The sequence below is a fragment of the Clostridium guangxiense genome (assembly GCF_021043395.1).
Classification (GTDB): domain Bacteria; phylum Bacillota; class Clostridia; order Clostridiales; family Clostridiaceae; genus Clostridium_S; species Clostridium_S guangxiense.
On sequence record NZ_JAJNKE010000004.1, the window covers coordinates 67,512 to 84,187 of the forward strand.

Consider the following 16,676-nt stretch of genomic DNA (forward strand, 5'->3'; position numbering starts at 1 on the left):
TCTCCTAAGTTAATAATTTTAAAATTTTAAAACCATTATGAGTCAAAGATGCCAGACCAAGTATCTCATCTTTTTTATTGTATACACTATAAACTTTATCAGCGTCAATATTAGTTAAGGCTCTCCTATCTTTAATTGCTACACCATTTATAAGCAGCTTTTCAAATTTTTCATCAAATTTTACCGAGGGGTATTTGTAAAGGCATTTATCTATAGGAATAATTTTTTGACCAAAGTTTTCTTTTGTTAAATCTTCTAATTTAACACTGTCATCTATATTAAAAATCCCTGAAGCGCATCTCTCCAGTTCATACATTACAGCCCCACAGCCAAGTTTTTGTCCTATATCAAAACACAAACTTCTTATATATGTCCCTTTTGAGCATCTTGCTGTAAAAGTTACAAAAGGGATATCAATATCTTGTATAGTAATATCATAAATATTGATTTTTCTTGCTTCCCTTTCAACCTCTACTCCTGCTCTTGCAAGTTCATAAAGCCTTTTTCCATTAACCTTTAAAGCAGAATACATTGGTGGAACTTGCATTATTTCTCCTTTAAAACTCATAATAGCATGAGTAACCTCATTCGAATCAAATTCAACCTTGGATTCACTAATTATTTTTCCCTCTTTATCATAAGTATCAGTTACTTCTCCAAGCTTCATTTTAACCTTATATATTTTTTCTCCTTGCATTATGTAGTCTACAAGTTTTGTAGCCTTACCAATACATATAGGTAGAACTCCTGAAGCTAGTGGATCAAGAGTACCTGTATGCCCTACCTTCTTCTCACCTGAAATTTTTTTTACTTTACTAACAGCATCAAAAGAAGTTATACCTAGTGGTTTATATAAGTTTATTATGCCATTCATTATATCAACTCTTTTTCAATTTCACTTACTATAATTTCTTCCGCTTCTTCAATACTTTTTTCCATAACTAATCCAGCTGCCTTTGTATGCCCACCACCATTAAATTTCTCTGCTATTTTTCTTACATCAACATTAGATTTTGATCTTAAACTTAATTTAACCACATCATCTTTTTCTTTTAAAAGCACACAAACCTCTGCTGTATTTACTTTTAGTCCTATTGAAACTAAATCTCCAGTATCAGCTTCATCTACTTCTGACTCATCTATCATAGCCTTCGTCACTTTCATTATGCATAATCTTTTATTACAAGTTAAATACATATTATTTAGCACAAGTCCTTGCAGTTTTAATGCTTCAAACTTTTTATTATCAAATATAATTCTATGTATTTCACTAAAATCAATACCTGTACTTATCAAATCACCGGCAATTAAATGAGTAGTTCTAGTAGTATTAGAATGCCTAAAAGACCCTGTATCAGTTAATATTGATGTATACAGACAAGCAGCTATTTCTTGATTTATGCAAACATTCATCTCCTTCAAAATATGATACACTATTTCTCCAACTGAAGAAGCACTTGTATCTACATAATTAAGATTTCCGAATGATTTATTTGTAAGATGGTGATCTACATTTATAACAAAATAATCCCTATTTTTAAAACTTTTATCATCTTTTTCATAGTTTAATCTCTCTACATCACCACAATCTAATGTGATTAGTAAATCAATATCATCTGAAATAACAGCATTCTCTCCTGTTATTTCAGATGAATTAGGCAAAAATGAAAAAACATCTGGAAGTTTTTCTTTGCACAATATAGAAACATCTTTTTTTATTAATCTAAGTCCACATAAGAGTCCAAGACTAGCACCAATAGAATCTCCATCTGGAGATACGTGAAAAGTAATAGCAATTTTTTTACTAGATTTAATTTTGTCTATTATTTCATTTACTATCATTTTCCCTATTCTCCTTTATTTTTTCTAAGAGAGCATCTATATGCATTCCATACTGTATTGATGTATCAAGTTCAAATATTATCTCAGGTGTATACCTCAATTTAACACTTTGCCCTAACTGTCTTCTTATGAATGAAGCGCTATTTTTAAGTATGGACATAGTTTCTTTTTGCTTGCTTTCATCTCCAAGAACCGTTATATATACCTTAGCATATCTTAAATCCTTAGTTACATCAACTTTTGTAACACTTACCATAGCTGTAAATCTGGGATCTCTTATGTCATTCTGTATTGTACTACTTATAGCTTTTTTGACTTCCTCATTAATCCTTCCACTTCTATACTTAGCCATACGAATCTTCCCTTCCAAAGCAGTCTATTTATTTTCCTTCACTTTAATTTCCTGCATTTCGAATGCTTCTATAATGTCTCCTTCTTTTTCATCATTAAACTTATCAATTGTAATTCCGCATTCAAAGCCCTGTGCAACTTCCTTAGCATCATCTTTAAATCTCTTTAAAGATGCAAGTTCTCCCTCTAAAATTACAATTCCGTCTCTAATTATTCTAACTTGACTATTTCTTGTTATTTTTCCATTAGTTACATAGCACCCTGCTACAGTTCCAATACTTGAAATTTTGTATACTTGCCTTATTTCAGCTCTTCCTATAATTACTTCTTTAAATTCAGGTTCAAGCATTCCAACCATTGCTGATTTTATATCATCTATAGCATTATATATAACCCTATAAGTCTTAATATCAACATCTTCTTTTTCTGCGAGAGCTGATGCATTATTATCTGGTCTCACATTAAATCCAATAATTATTGCATTTGAAGCACTTGCTAGCGATACATCTGTTTCAGTTATAGCTCCTACTGCTCCATGTATAACTCTTACCTTAACTTCAGCCGTTGATAATTTTTCAAGAGACTGTTTAACAGCTTCAACTGAACCTTGAACATCTGCTTTTATTATAATTCCAAGTTCCTTAACTTTTCCTTCTTTAATTTGATTATACAAATCCTCCAAAGAAACTTTATGTTTAGCTGCAAGGTTTGCATTTCTAAGCTTTTCAACTCTCAAATCAGCCATATTTCTAGCTGTTTTTTCATCTTTTACTACATTAAATTTATCTCCTGCTTCTGGAACATCAGATAATCCTAATATTTCAACAGGAACTGAAGGTCCAGCTGATTTTATTTTTTTACCTTTATCATCAAACATAGCTCTTATTCTTCCGTAAGTAGAACCAACTATTATTGAATCTCCAACATGCAGTGTACCATTTTGAACAAGAAGTGACGCTACAGCTCCTCTTCCCTTATCAAGCTTTGCTTCAATTACAGTACCCTTTGCTTTACGATTTGGGTCAGCTTTAAGTTCCAATATTTCAGAAGTAAGTACAGTCATTTCAAGTAAACTATCCAAGCCTTCCTTAGTACGTGCTGAAACTGGAACGCAAACAGTATCTCCACCCCAATCTTCAGCGATAAGACCCTCTTCTGAAAGTTCCTGCTTTACCCTATCTATATTTGCACCAGGTTTATCAATTTTATTTATTGCAACAACAATAGGCACCTTAGCGGCCTTACAGTGGTTTATTGCTTCCTTCGTCTGAGGCATAATACCATCATCTGCTGCGACAACAAGAATTACAACATCAGTAATTTGAGCTCCTCTAGCTCTCATTGCAGTAAATGCTTCATGTCCTGGAGTATCTAAGAAAGTTACCTTTTCTCCATTAACATTAACTGTGTATGCACCTATATGCTGTGTTATTCCACCTGCTTCTGTTTCTGTAACACTTGATTTTCTTATTGCATCAAGAAGTGATGTCTTTCCATGATCTACATGCCCCATTACAGTTACAACAGGAGGTCTCTTTATCAAATTTTTATCAGACTCTTCTGCATCTTCAGCTTCAAACTCATCTTCAAATTCGCTTTCAAGTTCTTTCTTTTCTTGTTCATCTGATTTCATTACAACATCAAAATTAAATTTATCAGCTACTTTCTTAGCTGTTTCAATATCTACTTCCTGATTTATGGCTGCAAGTACTCCCATAAACATAAGCTGTTTAATAACTTCAGTAGTTGGTTTTTGTAACTTTTCAGCTAAATCCTTAACTGTCAATGTCTTATCAACTTCTATAACATCTCTATCATCATTATCAGCTGAAGCTACACTTTCGTTCAAATTTTGTTCCGAATCCTTGGCTTTATTTTTAATTTTTCTATTTTTTCTAACTTTTATGCTATTATCAACTATTTCCTCATATTCTTCAACTATATTTGATGGATTTTCATCATCTTTTTTGTCAACAGCTGCTTCCTTTTCATCATCTGATAACATTTCTTTAATAAGTTCTGCATCTTCTTCATCTATTGCACTCATGTGGTTTTTTACTTTTATTCCAAATTCATCTTCAAGAATGGTAATGAGTTCTTTACTTGATCTACCTATTTCCTTTGATAATTCATATATTCTAATCTTCGACAAATTATACACCCCCGTTTAATCATTTTGCTGTTTCAATATGCTTATTAATTTGCAGCTCATCTTATAGTCAGTAACACATATTACTTTAATATTTTCTCTACCAAGTATTTTTCCCAAATCTTCACTTAAAAATCCATTCTTTATAATAGGAATATCATACCGAAGTGAATAATTTTCAAACTTATTCTTTGTATTGTCAGAAGCATCATCAGAAAGTATTATTAATTTTGCCATTCCGTTTTTCGATATTTCTTCACATTTATTGTATCCTTCAGCAATCTTCCCAGATTTTTTAACTATTCCTAAAAATTGCAGAAATCTATTATTCATTAATAATCTCATCCTTTAGCTTAGCATATAATTCATCGTCAATTTTTTTTTCAAGATTTTTTTCAAGTCTTTTTTGTTTTACTGCCTTTTCCAAGCATTCTATATTTTTGCAAATATACGCACCTCTGCCTGGCTTTTTACCTGTAATATCTATAGAAACTTCTCCATCTTTATTTTTAACAATTCTTATAAGCTCTTTTTTAGGCTTCATTTCCATACATCCCGTGCACATTCTTTGAGGTATTTTTTTAACTTTCATTAATATCACCTCCGATAAAATAGAATTATGTTCTACTGCTCATCATCGCTAGTTTCAGCTTGAACTTCAACTTGAGATTTACTCTTGATATCAATTTTCCACCCAGTTAGTTTTGCAGCAAGACGTACATTTTGACCTTCTTTACCAATGGCAAGTGAAAGTTGATTGTCTTCAACTACAATTTGTGCTGATTTATTTTCTTCATTAATTTCTACATCTATTACCTTAGCTGGACTTATAGAGTTAGCAATATATTCTTCAGGAAGCTTACTCCATTTGATTATATCAATCTTTTCATTTTTAAGTTCATTAACTATATTTTGAACTCTTATACCTTTTTGACCAACGCAAGCTCCCATAGCATCTACATTCTCATCATTTGAATAAACGGCTATTTTAGTTCTTGAACCTGCTTCTCTTGCAATACCCTTTATCTCTACAATACCATTATATATTTCAGGCACTTCAAGTTCAAATAATCTTTTAACGAGTCCAGGGTGAGTTCGTGATATAACAACCTGTGCTCCTTTAGTAGTATTTTTCACTTCAACTATATATAATTTTATTCTAGAATTATATACATAATCTTCACTAGCTATTTGCTCTGATGGTGTAAGAATAGCCTCAATTCTTCCAAGGTCTATCAAAACATTTCCCTTATCTTTTCTTAATACTGTACCAGTTACAATATCAAATTCTTTTTCTTGGAATTCATTATAAATGAGACTTCTTTCTGCTTCTTTAATTCTTTGAACCACTACCTGCTTTGCAGCTTGTGCAGCTACTCTTCCAAAACTTTTAGGTGTAATTTCAACATCAACCATGTCGTCAAGTTGGTATACAGAATTTATTTTTTTAGCATCTTCTAAGGAAATTTCAGTTATTTTATCAAAAACCTCATCTACTACCTTTTTTTGTGAGTAAACATGGATTTCTCCATTTTCTCTATCTAAAGTTACTTTAACATTATGAACATTTTCTGCTACCTTCGCATAGTTCTTTTTATACGCAGCAACTAAAGCATCTTCTATAGTTTCAAAAAGCATATCTTCACTTATTCCCTTTTCACCAACTATTTCCTTAAGCGCCTGTATAAATTCCTGATTCATTTTTAACCCTCCTTTAAAGCTCCCCTTCTAAAGTTACTCTTTTTATTTTTTTTCTAGGAATTTTTATTATTTCATTGTTGTTAGCAATGTTTACGCTCTCTTCATCAAATCCATCTAAATCACCTGAAAATTCTTTTTTACCATTAAAGGTACCCTTTACTTTTACTTTTACCATACTTCCATTATACCTTTTCAAATGCTCATCTGTAAACAAAGTCCTAAATATACCTGATGACGATACTTCTAAACAATAACTGTAAGGAATAGGATCTTTTTCATCAAGAATATCACTTACTCTTCTGCTTACTTTTTCACAGTCATCAAGTCCTATTCCATCCGGACTATCTATATATACTCTAAGATAATTTTCACCTGATTCATTAACAAACTCTAAATGGTAAAATTCATAACCTAATTTTTCAACTTCTTCTTTAATTGCTTCTTTTACTTCCTCTATCATATTTATCCCTCCTTACAACATATGTTCTGCTATTTTTAATATTTTAAACAAATATCTTCTAGTTCTCCATGAACATACATACTAAAGCAATTAGTTTATAGAAAACACCTTAACGAAAAGCGCAACCTACGTTGCGCTTACAAAATTAAAGAGCGGGTTTTGAACCCACTCTCCAAAGCAAAATCTATAAGTAAACTTTAAACTATTTCTAGTTTATCACACTCAAATAAAAATTTCAATAAAAAGTTAAAAACTTATGAAATAGGAAGCTACATATTATTAATCTCATTTATAAGCTCATCTACCAAATATTCTTCCTTTACTTTCTTGACTATCTTTCCTTTTTTAAATATAAGCCCTTCTCCTTTTCCTCCAGCTATCCCAATATCAGCTTCTCTAGCTTCACCAGGCCCATTTACGACACATCCCATTACTGCAACCTTTATATGTTTATTGCAGTTTTCAAGTTTCTTTTCAACTTCATTTGCAATCTTTATTAAATCAATAGATGTTCTTCCACAAGTAGGGCATGAAACAAATTCTATTCCACTTTTAATATAGCCGAAAGTTTTTAATATTTCTCTTCCAACCTTTACTTCTTCAACAGGATCTCCCGTCAATGATACTCTTATTGTATCTCCAATTCCTTCACTCAAAAGAGCTCCTATACCAATTGAAGACTTTATAGTTCCTCTCCATATAGTTCCTGCCTCTGTAACTCCAAGATGCAGAGGATAATTAACTTTTTGTGAAATGAGCCTATAACTTTCTATCATCATTTGTACATTAGATGACTTAATGGATATTACAATATCATCAAAATTTACATTTTCAAGTATTCTTACATGTTTTAGTGCACTTTCAACCAAGCCTTCAGCTGAAACACCATTGTACTTAGCCAAAATTTCCTTTTCTAGCGAACCAGAATTAACACCAATGCGTATGGGAATATTTTTTTCTTTAGCACTAGATGCCACCATCTCTACTCTTTCCTTTGAACCTATGTTACCAGGATTAATTCTAAGAGCAGAAATCCCGTTTTCTATAGCTTCAAGTGCTAATCTGTAATCAAAATGTATGTCAGCAACTACAGGCATCTTGGTATTTTGGGTGATTTCCTTTAAAGCCTTAGCAGCTTCCATGTCTGGCACAGCACACCTTATTATGTCGCACTCTTCTGCTTCAAGTCTCTTTATTTGTTCTAAAGTTGCTATAGGATCTCTAGTATCTGTATTAGTCATAGATTGAACAGAAACCGGTGAATCCCCTCCAACAAATTTACTTCCTACCTTTATCTTTTTTGTTTTTACTCTTATCATAATGTTACCCCTCTACAAAACTCAAATTTTAAGCGGATATAAAATATCTTTTATTGTAACTATGACCATAAGCGCCATAAGAAGCGCAAAACCTATTGTATTTATTACTCCAACCTTATTATCATCTATTTTTTTACCTGTTATTATTTGAATTAAAAATAATATTACATAGCTTCCATCTAAAGCTGGAATAGGCAATAAATTAAATAATCCTACGTTTGCACTTAAAAATGCCATGAAACTTATAAGTGGTACTAGCCCTGCATTGGCTGCTGCTCCAGTTACTCTTATTATACTAACAGGTCCTGAAACATCCTGGGCAGATAATTTACCTGTAAATAGCATTTTAAGGCTAATAAAAACTTCCTTTACCATAAATATAGTTTCATTAAAACCGTATTTAATACCTTCAATCACAGATGGATTTTTTACATTCGTAGGACCTACTCCTATCATATATCGATTTTCTTTAGTATTTTTCATCGGTTTAATATTAAAATTTTTTATTTCTCCATTTCTTTTAACTGTAACGTTTATATTATTACTCTTATTTAAATACATTTTAAGAGAAAAATCATCCCAAGTTAGCATTTTTGAATTATTAGCTTTAATTATAGTATCTCCAACTTTAATTCCTGCAAGTTCTGCTGGCGATTTTGGCGAAACAGCGCTAATTCTTAAAGAAACGAATCCAGTTGCTTGTGCAATAAGTGCATATAAAACCGCTGCAAGTATAATGTTCATGATTGGTCCTGCTGATACAATACTTAATCTTCTAAGTGGCGATTTGTTATTATACGCACGTGGATCATCACTTTTCTCCTCTTCACCAAGCATTTTAACATATCCACCTATTGGAAGTATTCTAAGTGAATATTGAGTCTCTTTTCCTTTAAAACCTAATATTTTAGGTCCCATGCCTATTGAAAACTCTTCTACATTTACATCATTTAATTTAGCAAGTACAAAATGTCCTAATTCATGTATTAATACTATTACTCCTAAAACCAAAATAGCTATTATTATATTAATAAGGCTCAAATCCACCACTCCTACTTGTTATATTTATTTTTTAAATATTTAATTACTTTTTCACTTTCTTCTATTATAGTATTTACATCCCTAACACTTTTATTTTCAAAATTATTTAAGGCATCATATATAATCTCATGTATCTTATTAAAGCTAATCTTTTCTTTTAAGAATAAATCCACTGCATATTCATTTGCTGCATTTAAAACTGCTGGCATTATTCCTCCTGCTTCTCCTGCTTCATATGCAAATTTCAAACACTTAAATGTATCTAAATCTGGTTTTTCAAACTGAAGATTGGGTATAGAAAAAAAATCAAGTGGCTCAATGACAGCTTCACATCTTTCAGGATAGTTGAGAGCATATTGTATTGGAAGTTTCATATCCGGAACTGCCATTTGCGCAATAATACTTCCATCTTTATATTCAACCATTGAATGTATAATACTTTGAGGGTGAACTATTGCTTTAATATTTTTAAAAGGCATATTAAAAAGCCAGTGAGCTTCTATAACCTCAAGTCCTTTATTCATAAGTGTTGCAGAATCAATTGTAATTTTGCTACCCATACTCCAATTTGGATGATTTAATGCTTCTTTAACTGTAACATCTTTCAGCTCCTCTTCAGTCTTTCCCCTAAATGGTCCTCCTGAAGCTGTAAGAAGTATATTCTTTACATTTTTAGATTCATTTCCTTGAAGACACTGAAAAACAGCTCCATGTTCTGAATCTACTGGAAGTATTTTTACACCATGCTTTTTTGCCTCTTCTTTTACTATTTCCCCTCCAACTACAAGTGTCTCCTTATTAGCAAGTGCTATATCCTTTCCTGCTCTTATTGCATTTATAGTTGGCATAAGCCCAATCATGCCAACTATAGATGTAACAACTATATCAGCATTTTCATTCGAAGCAGCCTCATTTAAAGCCTTCATACCAAATTTTATTTCTGTTTTTATGTTTTTGTCCTTAAAATACTCATATAGTTTTTTATATGCTGTCTCATCTGTGAGTACTGCAATTTCAGGTCTGAATTCATCTATTATATGTATCATCTTTTCGTAACTTTTATTAGCTGTAACTGCAATTAATTTATATTTATGTATATCACTTTTTATTACATCAAGCGTCTGAGTTCCTATAGAACCAGTTACCCCTATTATAGATATATTTTTCATTATATCAACTCCTATTATAACCTTAAACTGAGAATATTATTTCCTTTGCACTTATTACATACAATGGTCCCATAAATATTCCTATCACTCCAAACAGTTTCATTCCTATGTACAAAGAAATTAATATTAAAAGCGGATGCACTTTAAGCCTGCTGCTCATAAATTTTGTTTCTAAAATTTGCCTGTTTACTTGAAGTAAAATATATAGAGCAAGTATTCCAAAAGCTATTATGTAATTCTTCAAGTAAATTTTATATAAAACTAGAGGTAAAAAAACCAGTATAGTTCCCACATATGGTAATATATCTAAAACTCCACACAAAAGTCCAAATATAACAGCGTTATCAACTCCTAATATTAAAAGACCAATAACAGTCTCAACTGTAGTTATTATTACCAAAGAAATCTCTACCGCAATTATTTTCTTTAATTCACCAATTTTTTTATATATCAGTTGTATGTTACTATCTGGCAGTACAATTTTAGATAAGCTAACTATATCATATTTATCTGTCAAAATAAAGTAACCCCCAATATTGCCAACAAAATATGCTAAGATACTATCTGTAGTATATATAGCACCTCTTCTTATAAAATCGCTATTAAAAAAACTAGTAATCTGAATTTTTATTTTTTCAAAAATAGCTGCTATATCAGCATCCTTGATAAAGTACATTTTATTAAAATCCACACTACTAAAATTATTTATAGCATTGATACCAATTTCTTTTATTATAAAATTTCCTATATATATAAAAAACATAAAAATCATAGTATTAACAAAAGCTATGCTTATAACCGCATTTATTTTATTATTAAAAATATTAATTTTACACAAGAAATTATATATTGGTGTACAGAGTATAATTAAAAAAAACATTACAAAAAAAGGTTTAAAATAATGTTTTATTATAAGCGTTAATACTATAAAAACTGCAAGCAAAAAAGCACATTGGATTAATTTTTTATATTTTTCCAAAATAACTACTCCTTGAACATTAAATAATATCTATTAATTAATATTCAATAAGTTTACTATATATTATTTTATTTTAAGCACTCCTAAAGCAATGCCAATAATTCTTGCACCCTCTTCTTCATTTATGACTATTGGCTTATATTTATCATTTTCAGGCATCAAAAGTACCTTATTCTTGGTTATATTAAGCCTTTTTAATGTAGCACTTCCATCTATATCTACTGCAACTATATCCTTATTTTGAGCCATAGATTCTTTTTTTATTACTACATAATCTCCATCACAAATATCTACATTAATCATACTATCACCTTTAATCTTTAGCATAAAGCAATCCTTCGTACCTTTAATCCAGTACTTTGGCATATAAAAATCATCTGTTATTTCAGGATTTATCATTATAGGCTCTCCAGCTGCTATATCATTAAACACAGGTATCTTGTTCATATCTTCTTTACTATATTTTATATTATCATCCAATATTATTTCTGATTTATTATCAATATCCCTTACAAAATCAAAACTTGTATTATGTTTTAAATCATTATATCTAAAATTCTCCATAGATTGGATAATTACATTTTTATTTATTTTACTATTAGTCTTTTTAACATTATAAACATTTTTAAGAATAAAGCTTTTTATTTTATCACCATTAGAAATTGTACTTAACTTTCTATTTTTAATAAACCAAGCATTTGCATTTGAAATATTTTCTTTGTTGAATGTAAAAAATACTGTCGAATATTTCTTTTCATTGCTTAAAGTTTGTATTAATCTTATTTCGGCTCTTGTATAATTTTCAATATCTTCAGCAATTATGTGGGTGAACTTTAATCTGCTATTGTTTTTTAAACACTTTATTGCATTTAGTATTCTATCCTCTTCATCAATAACTTTATTTTTTCTTAAAATTGCATTGTACTTAAGCATCAGCTTAAATATCGCTTTTCTACCCAAAGAATTTTTATTAAGTCTTTTAGCACTGCTATTTCTTTTAATTCTATTTGCATTTTGATATTCTTCCATATTATATTTACAACTTTTAATCCATCCTATTTCATCTGCTAAAAATTTCAACTTATCGTCTTCATATGATTTTATTTGTGGATATCTGTTCTTTATTCTCTCAAGAGCTTCTTTCATATATAAAATTTTATTTTTCAATGTCACAGCATTAAACTTATTATACTTATTTAATATGCTTTCTAAGCTCATAATGTCAACAACATTAACTTTAGGCTCAAGAAGTGTCATATATCTTCCTTCAGCTTCCATAGACATACTTGCAAATAAGCTTTTTAGTTTATTTGATTTTTCATTGTTAGAACATATTATTAATATTCTATCATTATCATATAAACAATAATTATTTTTAAGAAAAATCGCTCTATTTATAGCAGAAATTGTCTTTCCACTATTGCTTTTACCTTTAACAAATATATAGGATGACGTCTTACTTGTAGTAATTTTATTTTGTACGCTATCCAGCTGCATATTATCACTTCCTTCCAAACAAATTAATATAAGATATATTATACACTAAAATTAAAAAGGTTTGTCCTTTTTATAAAGACAAACCTTTTTAATTTTATAAAAATACTTAATTTATATCTACTAAAATACAATAAAAGTCAAATAATAATATACTACAACGGCTGAAAAAAGTATGCTATCAAATCTATCCAATATACCTCCATGACCTGGTATAAGATTACTATAATCCTTAACACCCACATATCTCTTTATTGAAGAAGCTGCCAAATCCCCACATTGAGAAAAAAAACCGCATAGTACACCAATGGCAACATAATTATAAATTGGAATTTTAATACCATAATTATATATTATATATCCATATATTGTGCAAGCAATTACGCTTCCGAGTAATCCACCTAAAGATCCTTCAACAGTTTTTTTAGGGCTAACTTTAGGACAAAGTTTAGTTTTTCCAAAGAGTCTTCCAGAATAATACGCAAAAGTATCACACATCCATGAAGCTATAAATATAAGCCATACTAAATATTTTCCATAGGTTAAATTGCTAGTCAAAAAGATAAAACTAAAAAATACGGGTACATATATAAAACCGAGTATAGTTACTCCAATATCTAAATAATTATATTTTGTATTAAATATTGGAATACAAAACATTAAAAATACTCCAATCACTATAAAAAACATTAATAGCTTATAATTGTTATTTTCAAGAAAAATATAATATAATACACAAAGAGCGTATCCTAACACAGACATAGGATTAATTTGTTTTTCTTTTGAAACTTTATAATATTCATATAAACCCAAAATGGATAGTACGAAGACCAATAATCTTAAATATATTCCACCTAAAAATAAAAATATAAGTAAAGGTGCTAAAAATATTGCTCCTATATATCTTTTATTTATCTTCTCCATTATTTACTCCTCCAAACCTTCTATCTCTATTTTGATAGTCTCTTATAGCTTTATGAAGGTCATTTATAGAAAAATCAGGCCAATTTATATTTGAATACCAAAATTCTGAATATGCACACTGCCATAAAAGAAAATTACTTAAACGTTGTTCGCCACTTGGTCTTATTATAACGTCAGGATCTGGTATTCCTTTAGTATATAGATAATCTGAAAATCTACTATCATTTAGATTTTCTATATCTTCATCGGATATTAATCCTTTTTTATAGTCATCAAGTATATTCTTTACTGCTCTTAAAATTTCATACCTTCCACCATAATTTAATGCTAAATTTAAAACAAGACCAGTATTATCTTTTGTATCCTCAATAGATTTATTCAAAATGTCTATACAAGGTTCAGGAAGCTTGTATATGTTACCTATAGTATGTATAATAACATTATTCTCGTTAAGTTCATTAAGCTCATTTCTAAGATATTCAACAAGTAATTTCATAAGCCCACTTACTTCATCTTTAGGACGCTTCCAATTTTCTGTTGAAAACGCATATACAGTAAGATATTTAACACCAATATCGCTGCATTCTCTTACTATTTTTTTTAAAGTTTCCACTCCCGCTTTATGTCCTAGCGTTCTTGGTAAGCTTCTCTGTTTTGCCCATCTCCCATTTCCATCCATAATTACAGCTATATGTACAGGGATATTATTCATATCAATTTCAATATTTACACTATTATCAACATTTTTTTTATTACTTCCATTTAGGAACTTCCACATAACCTTATCTCCAATCAAAGCATAATTTTATTTCAAATAAATTATACAACACACTTTAATAAAATAATATAGGAAAAATATCAAAAAACCTGCGAATAATACACGCAGGCCATTTAAAACTTTGTTCTTCCATAAACAAAAGTTAAATTATAAGATTAAACAGTCATAACTTCTTTTTCTTTAGCTTCCACAAGATTATCTATTTCTTTTATAAATGAGTCAGTTTTCTTTTGAATATCATCCTCAGCTTTTTTAACTTCATCTTCAGTAATAGAATTATCTTTTTTTAGAGCTTTAACCTTATCATTTGCATCTCTTCTTATAGCTCTTATTGCAACCTTGCTTTCTTCCCCTACTTTTTTAACGTTCTTCACAATATTTTTTCTTGTTTCTTCAGTTAATTCAGGAATTACAAGTCTTATAGCATTTCCATCATTTGATGGATTCAATCCCAAATCAGACACAAGTATAGCCTTTTCTATGCTTTTTATAGAAGATTTATCCCATGGCTGAATTAATAATATTCTTGGTTCTGGTGCAGAAACATTTGCCATTTGATTAAGTGGAGTCATTGTGCCATAATAATCAACTTCAACTCTGTCAAGTATAGACGGATTAGCTCTTCCTGCTTTCATAGTTGATAGATCTTGTTTTAAAACAGAAATACTCTTTTTCATTTTTTCTTCTGCTTCTTTAATTATATCTTTTACCATAGATTTACCTCCCTAATATTACTTGGATATTAAAGTTCCGATTTTTTGACCAGATACAGCCTTTTTAATATTTCCAGGAATATCTAAACCAAACACAATTATAGGTATATTATTATCCATACAAAGTGATGTAGCAGTAGAATCCATAACTTGTAGATTTTTATCCAATACTTCTATATAACTTAATTTATCATATTTAACAGCATCTGCATATTTATGAGGATCCTTATTATAAACTCCGTCTACCTTTTTAGCTAAAAGTATTACATCTGCCTCAATCTCTGCTGCTCTTAAAGCTGCTGCTGTATCAGTTGAAAAATATGGATTTCCTGTGCCAGCAGCAAAAATAACTACTCTTCCTTTTTCAAGATGTCTCATAGCTCTTCTTCTTATGAATGGTTCGGCTATTTGTTTCATTTCTATAGCTGTTTGAACTCTAGTAAGTACTCCTATGTTTTCAAGCGAATCTTGAAGTGCTAATGAATTTATACAAGTTGCAAGCATTCCCATATAATCTGCAGTTGTTCTATCCATTCCTTCTCCATTTCTTCCACGCCATATATTACCGGCTCCAACAACTACACCAACTTCTAATCCTAAGTTAACTATTTCTTTTATTTCCTGTGATATTCTATTAGCTACATCAAAATCTATTCCGTATCCGTTCTCTCCTGCTAAAGCTTCTCCTGATAACTTTAGCATTATCCTTTTATATTTTACAGCATCCATACTATACCTCCATAACATGCCAATATGTTTATTGTTTTGATTGGCTTTTAAAAAAAGAGAACACTCTGTGTTCTCTCTTTTATTTTACTTACCTTGCTGCATCTGTCTTTGAACTTCTTCAGCAAAATTTTCTTCCTTCTTTTCTATACCTTCGCCTCTTTCAAATCTAACAAAATCAGCTATAGTAATTTTAGCACCTAATTCTTTTGATATTTTATCTACAAGCTTAGATATAGTAAGTTCCGAATCTTTAACCCATACTTGATCAACGAGGCAAACTTCTTTTAAATATTTCTTTATTCTACCTTCAACCATCTTTTCAACTATCTTTTCAGGCTTTCCTTCATTTAAAGCTTGAACCCTGTAAATTTCTCTTTCTTTATCTAACGCTTCATGATCAACTGAAGTTTCATCTAAGAAAAGTGGGTTTGCAGCAGCTATCTGCATACAAATATCTTTAGCTAAAGTTGCTACTTCTGGAACAACTTTATCAGAATTTAATTTTAAAAGAACACCTATTTTTCCTCCTGCATGAACATAGCTCTCAACTAATCCATTTTCAGCAGAAAATTTAGTAAATCTTCTAACATTAATATTCTCTCCTAATTTTGAAATCAAATTAGTGACAAAATCTTTCAATGTTATACTTTCATCTTCAATATATTTTTGTTCTAAAAGCTCATTTACATCTTTAGCATTACCTAATGCTGCCATTTTAGCAACATTTTTAGCTAATGCCTTAAAGCTTTCATTTTCTGAAACGAAGTCAGTTTCACAATTAACTTCGGCTACTGCTCCATTTTTGCTATTTTCATCAACATATGCTAAAACTAAACCTTCGGAAGCAATTCTACCAGCTTTTTTAGCAGCAGCTGCTAATCCTTTTTCTCTTAATATTTCAATAGCTTTTTCAGCATCACCATTTGCTTCAGTTAATGCTTTTTTACAAGCCATCATTGCGGCTCCAGTTCTTTCTCTAAGTTCTTTAACTGCACTTGCAGAAATCATATACTATTACCTCCGTTAA

The 16,676-nt window shown here is 30.2% G+C and carries 18 protein-coding genes; all 18 read right to left on the reverse strand.

Annotation, left to right across the window (positions count from 1 at the left end; genetic code table 11):
* Positions 1-4: 4 nt before the first annotated feature.
* Positions 5-874 carry a tRNA pseudouridine(55) synthase TruB gene (truB, locus tag LQK79_RS04625; RefSeq protein WP_053241896.1) on the reverse strand — a complete coding sequence of 290 codons (870 nt, stop codon included), beginning with the start codon at positions 872-874 and terminating at the stop codon, positions 5-7.
* Entirely contained in the window at positions 874-1,842 is a 969-nt protein-coding gene (locus tag LQK79_RS04630) for a DHH family phosphoesterase (RefSeq protein ID WP_053241895.1), read from the reverse strand. The genes truB and LQK79_RS04630 overlap by 1 nt, the downstream gene beginning before the upstream one ends.
* Complete coding sequence (gene rbfA, locus LQK79_RS04635) at positions 1,829-2,194, reverse strand: 30S ribosome-binding factor RbfA (protein WP_053241894.1); 366 nt, start codon at positions 2,192-2,194, stop codon at positions 1,829-1,831. Before rbfA ends, LQK79_RS04630 begins: the two co-directional genes overlap by 14 nt.
* Positions 2,195-2,218: 24 nt before the next feature.
* Complete coding sequence (gene infB, locus LQK79_RS04640; RefSeq protein ID WP_053241893.1) at positions 2,219-4,345, reverse strand: translation initiation factor IF-2; 2,127 nt, start codon at positions 4,343-4,345, stop codon at positions 2,219-2,221.
* Positions 4,346-4,360: 15 nt separating this feature from the next.
* Positions 4,361-4,675 (reverse strand): ribosomal L7Ae/L30e/S12e/Gadd45 family protein, encoded by a 315-nt coding sequence (locus tag LQK79_RS04645; RefSeq protein ID WP_053241892.1) that lies wholly within the window; start codon positions 4,673-4,675, stop codon positions 4,361-4,363.
* On the reverse strand, positions 4,668-4,934 hold the full coding sequence (gene rnpM / locus LQK79_RS04650; protein WP_053241891.1) for an RNase P modulator RnpM: 267 nt from the start codon (positions 4,932-4,934) through the stop codon (positions 4,668-4,670). Before rnpM ends, LQK79_RS04645 begins: the two co-directional genes overlap by 8 nt.
* A 32-nt stretch (positions 4,935-4,966) precedes the next feature.
* Positions 4,967-6,043: a transcription termination factor NusA gene (nusA, locus tag LQK79_RS04655; protein WP_231015714.1), complete on the reverse strand. Its 1,077-nt coding sequence runs from the start codon at positions 6,041-6,043 to the stop codon at positions 4,967-4,969.
* Between the two features lie 13 nt (positions 6,044-6,056).
* Positions 6,057-6,503 carry a ribosome maturation factor RimP gene (gene rimP, locus LQK79_RS04660; protein WP_053241890.1) on the reverse strand — a complete coding sequence of 149 codons (447 nt, stop codon included), beginning with the start codon at positions 6,501-6,503 and terminating at the stop codon, positions 6,057-6,059.
* A 269-nt stretch (positions 6,504-6,772) separates the two neighbouring features.
* The gene (ispG, locus tag LQK79_RS04665; protein WP_231015715.1) at positions 6,773-7,822 is read right to left on the reverse strand and encodes a flavodoxin-dependent (E)-4-hydroxy-3-methylbut-2-enyl-diphosphate synthase; all 1,050 of its coding nucleotides are present in this window, start codon (positions 7,820-7,822) and stop codon (positions 6,773-6,775) included.
* A 21-nt stretch (positions 7,823-7,843) separates the two neighbouring features.
* Positions 7,844-8,863, reverse strand: a complete 1,020-nt coding sequence (gene rseP, locus LQK79_RS04670) for an RIP metalloprotease RseP (protein WP_084756919.1) — start codon at positions 8,861-8,863, stop codon at positions 7,844-7,846.
* A gap of 11 nt (positions 8,864-8,874) precedes the next feature.
* Positions 8,875-10,032 carry a 1-deoxy-D-xylulose-5-phosphate reductoisomerase gene (dxr, locus tag LQK79_RS04675; protein WP_231015716.1) on the reverse strand — a complete coding sequence of 386 codons (1,158 nt, stop codon included), beginning with the start codon at positions 10,030-10,032 and terminating at the stop codon, positions 8,875-8,877.
* A 22-nt stretch (positions 10,033-10,054) separates the two neighbouring features.
* Positions 10,055-11,011: an AI-2E family transporter gene (locus LQK79_RS04680; RefSeq protein WP_231015717.1), complete on the reverse strand. Its 957-nt coding sequence runs from the start codon at positions 11,009-11,011 to the stop codon at positions 10,055-10,057.
* Between the two features lie 63 nt (positions 11,012-11,074).
* A complete protein-coding gene (gene lexA, locus LQK79_RS04685; protein WP_231015718.1) occupies positions 11,075-12,508 on the reverse strand; it encodes a transcriptional repressor LexA in 1,434 nt (477 codons plus the stop codon).
* A gap of 120 nt (positions 12,509-12,628) precedes the next feature.
* Positions 12,629-13,420, reverse strand: a complete 792-nt coding sequence (locus LQK79_RS04690) for a phosphatidate cytidylyltransferase (protein ID WP_231015784.1) — start codon at positions 13,418-13,420, stop codon at positions 12,629-12,631.
* On the reverse strand, positions 13,413-14,207 hold the full coding sequence (locus LQK79_RS04695; RefSeq protein ID WP_231015719.1) for an isoprenyl transferase: 795 nt from the start codon (positions 14,205-14,207) through the stop codon (positions 13,413-13,415). The genes LQK79_RS04690 and LQK79_RS04695 overlap by 8 nt, the downstream gene beginning before the upstream one ends.
* A 155-nt stretch (positions 14,208-14,362) precedes the next feature.
* Positions 14,363-14,920: a ribosome recycling factor gene (gene frr / locus LQK79_RS04700; protein ID WP_231015720.1), complete on the reverse strand. Its 558-nt coding sequence runs from the start codon at positions 14,918-14,920 to the stop codon at positions 14,363-14,365.
* An 18-nt stretch (positions 14,921-14,938) separates the two neighbouring features.
* The gene (gene pyrH, locus LQK79_RS04705) at positions 14,939-15,649 is read right to left on the reverse strand and encodes a UMP kinase (protein WP_053241885.1); all 711 of its coding nucleotides are present in this window, start codon (positions 15,647-15,649) and stop codon (positions 14,939-14,941) included.
* A gap of 84 nt (positions 15,650-15,733) precedes the next feature.
* Positions 15,734-16,657: a translation elongation factor Ts gene (gene tsf / locus LQK79_RS04710; protein WP_231015721.1), complete on the reverse strand. Its 924-nt coding sequence runs from the start codon at positions 16,655-16,657 to the stop codon at positions 15,734-15,736.
* Between the last annotated feature and the right edge of the window lie 19 nt (positions 16,658-16,676).

What these genes read in the sequence shown, in the direction of transcription:
- pyrH (WP_053241885.1), bottom strand. Translation starts at nt 15,649, where the DNA reads ATGGATGCTGTAAAATATAAAAGGATAATGCTAAAGTTATCAGGAGAA.
- lexA (WP_231015718.1), bottom strand. Translation starts at nt 12,508, where the DNA reads ATGCAGCTGGATAGCGTACAAAATAAAATTACTACAAGTAAGACGTCA.
- rnpM (WP_053241891.1), bottom strand. Translation starts at nt 4,934, where the DNA reads ATGAAAGTTAAAAAAATACCTCAAAGAATGTGCACGGGATGTATGGAA.
- dxr (WP_231015716.1), bottom strand. Translation starts at nt 10,032, where the DNA reads ATGAAAAATATATCTATAATAGGGGTAACTGGTTCTATAGGAACTCAG.
- LQK79_RS04630 (WP_053241895.1), bottom strand. Translation starts at nt 1,842, where the DNA reads ATGATAGTAAATGAAATAATAGACAAAATTAAATCTAGTAAAAAAATT.
- rbfA (WP_053241894.1), bottom strand. Translation starts at nt 2,194, where the DNA reads ATGGCTAAGTATAGAAGTGGAAGGATTAATGAGGAAGTCAAAAAAGCT.
- rimP (WP_053241890.1), bottom strand. Translation starts at nt 6,503, where the DNA reads ATGATAGAGGAAGTAAAAGAAGCAATTAAAGAAGAAGTTGAAAAATTA.
- ispG (WP_231015715.1), bottom strand. Translation starts at nt 7,822, where the DNA reads ATGATAAGAGTAAAAACAAAAAAGATAAAGGTAGGAAGTAAATTTGTT.
- frr (WP_231015720.1), bottom strand. Translation starts at nt 14,920, where the DNA reads ATGGTAAAAGATATAATTAAAGAAGCAGAAGAAAAAATGAAAAAGAGT.
- LQK79_RS04645 (WP_053241892.1), bottom strand. Translation starts at nt 4,675, where the DNA reads ATGAATAATAGATTTCTGCAATTTTTAGGAATAGTTAAAAAATCTGGG.
- truB (WP_053241896.1), bottom strand. Translation starts at nt 874, where the DNA reads ATGAATGGCATAATAAACTTATATAAACCACTAGGTATAACTTCTTTT.
- LQK79_RS04695 (WP_231015719.1), bottom strand. Translation starts at nt 14,207, where the DNA reads ATGTGGAAGTTCCTAAATGGAAGTAATAAAAAAAATGTTGATAATAGT.
- tsf (WP_231015721.1), bottom strand. Translation starts at nt 16,657, where the DNA reads ATGATTTCTGCAAGTGCAGTTAAAGAACTTAGAGAAAGAACTGGAGCC.
- nusA (WP_231015714.1), bottom strand. Translation starts at nt 6,043, where the DNA reads ATGAATCAGGAATTTATACAGGCGCTTAAGGAAATAGTTGGTGAAAAG.